This window comes from Streptomyces adustus (assembly GCF_009377175.1).
Classification (GTDB): Bacteria; Actinomycetota; Actinomycetes; order Streptomycetales; family Streptomycetaceae; genus Streptomyces; species Streptomyces adustus.
This window is the reverse complement of sequence record NZ_VJZD01000425.1, coordinates 1-4,375: the sequence shown is the minus strand read 5'-3', so window position 1 is coordinate 4,375 and position 4,375 is coordinate 1. Positions and strand designations below refer to the sequence as shown.

Below are 4,375 nucleotides of genomic sequence, written 5' to 3'. Positions count from 1 at the left end.
GCCCAGGCCAGCCCGCCCAGCATCGCCACGAACAGGGCGATCATCGCCCCCGCGCGCGCGAGGAGTTCGGCCGGCGAGATCACGACTCCGGCCGTGCGCAGGGACCGCAGGAAGAACCACGACAGCAGCAGCGCCCCGACCAACCCCACGCCCAGTGGCGTGATCTCGATGGCCGTGGTGGCCTGCGCGCCTTTCAGGCCGAAGGCGGACACGTCCCCGGACGGCGAGACCGAACCACCGGCCCCCAGGGTCACGACCGCCGCGGTCATCGGGCCGAGCGAGCCCGCGGTGTCGGCCTCCAGCAGATGCAGCCCGAGCGCCGCCGTGCCCGCCATCCCGATCAACGCCCAGCTCACCGCGGCGATCGCGGACAGCAGGACGTCCCCCCAGGGCACCCCTGTGCCCGGTCGGGCGTTTCCGCCGGTCCCGACGCCCGTGCCAGCACTCATGGCAGACCCCCCGATCCGCTGCGCGGCGGCCGCCGCGCACCATGCCCCCCTCGTGGGGGATTACCACTCTCCGGTCCGGTTTCGACCCCGTCAACGGCGCGGGCCGAAGCGTGCGTACGCCGTCGTCACAAGGCCCGACTTTCGGTCAGGTGGCCGCTCCTGAAATAGTTCCCCCCGATGTTCGACATCCCTAGACTCCCTGTGATGGGGGTAACTCGGGGGACAACTCAGTGGGGCTGGAGTGCCGGAACTCGTACTGGAATTGAACGGACGCACCTGGACGCTCGATCCGTCCAGGCCATACACCCTGGGACGTGATCCGCAGGGTGACATCGTCCTCGACGACGCCAGGGTCTCCTGGCGTCACGCCACGGTCAGCCACAACGGCCGCAGTTGGGTCATCGAGGACCACGGAAGCACCAACGGCACGTTCGCGCAGGGCCGACGCATCCAGCAGATGGAGCTCGGACCCGGCTCGACGGTGCACCTGGGCAACGCCAACGACGGGCCGTGCATGACCCTTTCGGGCGCCGCCGCACCCGTCGCGCAGCCCCAGCAGCAGCCGTACGCGGCGCAGGGCGCGAACCCCGGCTGGGCCCAACAGGCTCCGCAGGCACCGCAGGCGGACGGCGCGTGGAGCCAGCCGGCACCACCGTCGATCCCGCAGCAGCAGGGACCCGGTGGGGGCGCGGGGGCGCCACCGGTCTACGGCGACCGCAGCCCGACCACGTTCCACCAGTTCTCCCTCGGCCGCGTGATGCGCATCGGCCGTGCCCTGGAGAACGACCTGGTCGTCTCGGACCTCCAGGTCTCCCGCAACCACGCGGAGTTCCACGCGACGCCCGACGGCCGCCTGGAGATCCGCGACCTCGGCTCGCACAACGGCACGTACGTCAACGGCCAGCCGATCCCCAAGGGCGGCACCCAGCTGCTGGGCCCGACCGACATCGTCGGCGTCGGCCACTCGACGTTCCGGATCGTCGGCGACCGGCTGGAGGAGTTCGTCGACACCGGCGAGGTGTCCTTCTCCGCGCGCCACCTCACCGTCACCGTCGACGGCGGCAAGCAGATCCTCAAGGACGTCTCCTTCGGCGTCCCGGAGAAGTCGCTGATCGCGGTCATCGGACCGTCCGGTTCCGGCAAGTCGACGCTGCTGAAGGCGCTCACCGGCTACCGGCCCGCCGACCAGGGCGAGGTCCTCTACGACAACCGCAACCTGTACAAGCAGTTCGCCGAGCTGCGCCAGCGCATCGGTCTGGTCCCGCAGGACGACATCCTGCACAAGGAGCTGACCGTCAAGAAGGCCCTCAAGTACGCGGCCAAGCTCCGCTTCCCGGCCGACACCACGACAGCCGAGCGCGAGGCCCGGATAGACGAGGTGCTGCGCGAGCTGAAGCTGGACATCCACAAGGAGAAGAAGGTCACCTCCCTCTCCGGCGGCCAGCGCAAGCGTGTCTCGGTCGCCCTGGAGCTGCTCACCAAGCCGTCGCTGATCTTCCTGGACGAGCCGACCTCCGGCCTCGACCCGGGCATGGACCGCGATGTCATGCAGCTGCTGCGCGGCCTCGCCGACGACGGCCGTACCGTCCTCGTCGTCACCCACTCGGTGGCCGAGCTGGCGATCTGCGACAAGCTCCTGGTGATGGCGCCCGGCGGCTCGGTCGCCTACTTCGGTCCGCCGGAGGAGGCGCTGAACTTCTTCGGCTACGACACCTGGGCCGACGTCTTCTCCGCCTTCGAGAACTACCGCGACTACGACTGGGCGGGCCGCTGGAAGGGCTCGCAGCACTACCAGATGTACGCCGCGGACATCGACGCCGTCGCGCCGCAGTCCGTACCGATCGCGCCGATGCAGGCGATGAAGCCGCCGAAGCCGCAGGGCTGGATGTCCCAGTTCGTCACGCTGGTGCGCCGCTACACCTCGGTGATCGCCTCCGACAGGGGCTTCCTGGCGCTGATGGTGATCCTGCCGGCCGTGCTCGGCGCGGTGAGCCTGCTCATCGACGCCGACCACACCCTGCTGCCCAACCCGGCGAACCCGAAGACCGGCCGGATCATCCCCAACGGCACGGCCACCACGGTGCTGTTGATCCTCGCGGTCGGCGCCTGCTTCGCCGGTGCCGCCAACTCCGTACGAGAGCTGATCAAGGAACGGGTCATCTACGAGCGGGAGCGCGCCACCGGCCTGTCCCGCTCGGCGTATCTGATGTCCAAGGTGTTCGTGCTCGGCGCGATCACCGTGTTCCAGGGCGCCCTGGTCGGCACCATCGGCTTCTTCAACCGGACGATCCCGGACAAGGGCCTGGTCTTCGGCGGTGCGACCATCCTCGAACTCTCGGTGCCGATCATGGCGCTGGGCTTCACCTCGATGATGTTCGGTCTGATCATCTCCGCCCTGGTGAAGACCGCCGAGAAGACCATGCCGCTGCTGGTCATGTTCGCGATCATCCAGGTCGTCTTCACCGGCTGCCTGTTCACCCTGCACGGCTCGGTCGGCGTCAACGAGTTCTCGTACCTGATGCCGTCGCGCTGGGCGGTCGCCGCGGCCGGCGCCACGCTGGACTTCAACAAGATCAGCCCGCCCGCCGACGGCGGGAGCACGGACCCGCTGTGGGACCACACCGTGGGCGCCTGGGGTCTGGACATGGCCGTCCTGATCGTCCTCGGCGTGATCTGCGGCTTCTTCGTGGCCCGCTTCCTGCGCCGCCACGAGCCCGAGGTCATGCGCAAGTAACCCGGCCCCTGCCGACCCGGTCCGAGTCGACCCGGTCCGTACGACGCCGAAGGGCGGCACCCTGTCGGGGTGCCGCCCTTCGGCGTCCGCGCTCCGAGGCCCGCGCCGGCCTCAGTACGCGCTGTTGACGTTGTCCATCGAGCCGTAGCGGTCGGCCGCGTAGTTGCAGGCGGCCGTGATGTTGGCGACCGGGTCGTAGATGTTCCACGAGGTGCCGGCCACGTGGTAGGCGTTGAAGGTCGGCTGGATGACCTGGAGCAGGCCCTTCGACGGGATGCCCTTCGCGGCGTTGGTGTCCCAGCCGTTGATGGCCATCGGGTTGCCGGAGGACTCCCGCATGATGTTGCGGTGCAGTCCGTTGTAGCTGCCCGGGATGCCCTTGCTCGCCATGATGTCCAGGGACTCGCGGATCCAGCCGTCGAGGTTGTTGGCGTACGTCTTCGGCGCGGCCTTCTGGACCTGGGGGCGCTCCGCGGACCGGCTGGCGGGCTGCTCGGCCGGACGTGCCTCGGTCCGCTGCGGGGCGGCCTGCGGCTCGGCCGCGGCCCGGCGCTTGGCCTCGGCCTGCTGCCGCGCGGTCTCGTCGGCCTTCTTCTGCGCGGCGATGGCCTCGATCTTCACGCTGTCACCGGCGAGCCGGTCGGTGACGCTGGCCTTGACGTCCTTGATCTGCTCGGTGCTGTAGGCCACGTGCGCCGAGGTGACGGCGCGGCTGGCGGGCTCCGCGCTGCTCGTACCCGCGGAGACGACGACCGTGGTGACACCGAGGGCGGCGACGCCGACGATCGCGATCTTGTGAGAGCTGTTCAGCTTGCGACGTTGACCACGGATGAAGCTGTGCTTGGGCATGACAGATGACCTCTTCAGTAGCGCGGAGGTCGCTCTTCCGTCCGGCGTGGGACACCTGTGCTTTCGGCACGAGCGCTGCCGGTGAGTACCCGTAGCGCTGAGCGACGTGAACAATTCTTAGCTGTCGCAAAAGGCGCTGGCAAAGATGTGACGTACGAAATCGGATAGTGGACCCGGTAGGTGCAAAACGGGGCATACCGGGTCGTCTTTCCCGTTCATACAGGATGTTGATATCTCCTATGTCCCCTAGTACGTGATGCGGGCCCTATGCGGCGACTCACATGCCCGACGGGAAGCCCTCACGGAGAGTTGCTAAAGCAATCCACTGGGTCAGGGGTGGGGG

Annotated in this window: 3 protein-coding genes; 1 reads left to right on the top strand and 2 read right to left on the bottom strand. The window is 68.7% G+C overall.

All coding sequences use genetic code 11. The features are described 5' to 3' along the window. Positions 1-449, bottom strand: a 449-nt coding sequence (locus FNH09_RS44900; RefSeq protein ID WP_238427474.1) for a streptophobe family protein, incomplete at its 3' end; no start/stop codon positions are given. A gap of 241 nt (positions 450-690) precedes the next feature. Between FNH09_RS44900 and FNH09_RS44895 the strand changes: the two genes are divergently transcribed. Next, complete coding sequence (locus FNH09_RS44895) at positions 691-3,183, top strand: FHA domain-containing protein (protein ID WP_162470063.1); 2,493 nt, start codon at positions 691-693, stop codon at positions 3,181-3,183. 111 nt (positions 3,184-3,294) lie between these two features. Here the strand turns inward: FNH09_RS44895 and FNH09_RS44890 are convergent, their stop codons facing one another. Continuing rightward, positions 3,295-4,032 carry a transglycosylase SLT domain-containing protein gene (locus tag FNH09_RS44890; protein ID WP_152895632.1) on the bottom strand — a complete coding sequence of 246 codons (738 nt, stop codon included), beginning with the start codon at positions 4,030-4,032 and terminating at the stop codon, positions 3,295-3,297. Positions 4,033-4,375: the final 343 nt, after the last annotated feature.